Source organism: Nocardia sp. NPDC004260 (assembly GCF_053603155.1).
In genome coordinates this window covers 1-1,054 of the sequence record NZ_JBSGEZ010000288.1, presented here as the reverse complement: position 1 = coordinate 1,054, position 1,054 = coordinate 1, and the positions used below count along the sequence as shown (strand labels likewise).

1 protein-coding gene is annotated in these 1,054 nt (G+C 61.1%); it reads right to left on the bottom strand.

Going from position 1 to position 1,054, the window contains the following annotated elements:
• Positions 1–28 precede the first annotated feature (28 nt).
• Complete coding sequence (locus ACWEO7_RS39705; protein WP_452431038.1) at positions 29–886, bottom strand: hypothetical protein; 858 nt, start codon at positions 884–886, stop codon at positions 29–31.
• Positions 887–1,054 lie beyond the last annotated feature (168 nt).

Genomic DNA, 1,054 nt, shown 5'->3' with positions numbered 1-1,054 from the left:
GCAGCTGCACCAACCTGATTGATCGTGCTCACCGTTCGACTATCAACGCGGTGCGATTCAGAACCACCCAGACATACATGTCGTTGATGCGGTACGCGTCGTAACCCCTACTGGCGGCGTATCGCCCCACGTCCGACAGCACATTCTTGCGCTCGTCCAGCTCTGTTCTTCTTGCCGACCTCTCCGGTGCTTGTCTCAACTCCGCGTCGATCGATGCCAGCTCTGCATCTCGCTGTGCGGTCAAGGAACGTAAATCGGTCGTCAACGCTTCCGGGTGCATCGCCATATGGATCACGCCACCCGGGTCGGCGCCCGTCGGATCGCCTGACCAGTCCTTGGCCATTTCGCGGAGGTGAGCCGAATCAGGCTCGTTTTTTCCTGGTTCTCGGCCGAAAACGTACGTACCGCTGCCGTAACCGCCCCTGCCCGGGACAAAGCTATCGGCGGTCTTGAACTCCTCAACGTCCTGAAGCCTTCTCACCCCCCGAGACATTTCCGTCCAGCCACCCTCGACAGCCTCGCGCATACCCTCGGCATCCACCAGACGAGGCAGGCCGTCGAATCCCTGACGTCGTAGAATCTGCGCCAATGCCGGGTCGCCACGACCGACACGTCCGAGGCGTCGGACTTCCTTCGCCACACGCGGATCACTACCGTCGAAGCGCTGCGCTTCGACGTAGAGCGTGTGGTAATCGAGATCATTGATCAGGTCACGGTCCCTTGCCCGCGAATCGACCCCCCGGAACCGCTGCGCGATCTCTTCGTCGGTTTGTCCGACCCCAGAGACCCGGCGAAGGCCGTGCGCAGACTGTCGCAAGGGGTAGGCGTCAGCGTCGGCTACCCCTTTAGTTGCCCCACGGAGTCGTTCGACCAGCTCGAAGATCACCCTACGTATGCGAATCCCCGATCTCGCCGCGCGTGGCCTCAGCACAGATGCAACAGAGAGGACCTCAACACGTAAGCAAATCCTCTACCTCGGCCCAAGACCGACCATATCAGGTTCATGGACCCAGCAAAGCGCAGGCCCGAGAGGCTCCGCTAACCCCAGATCTAC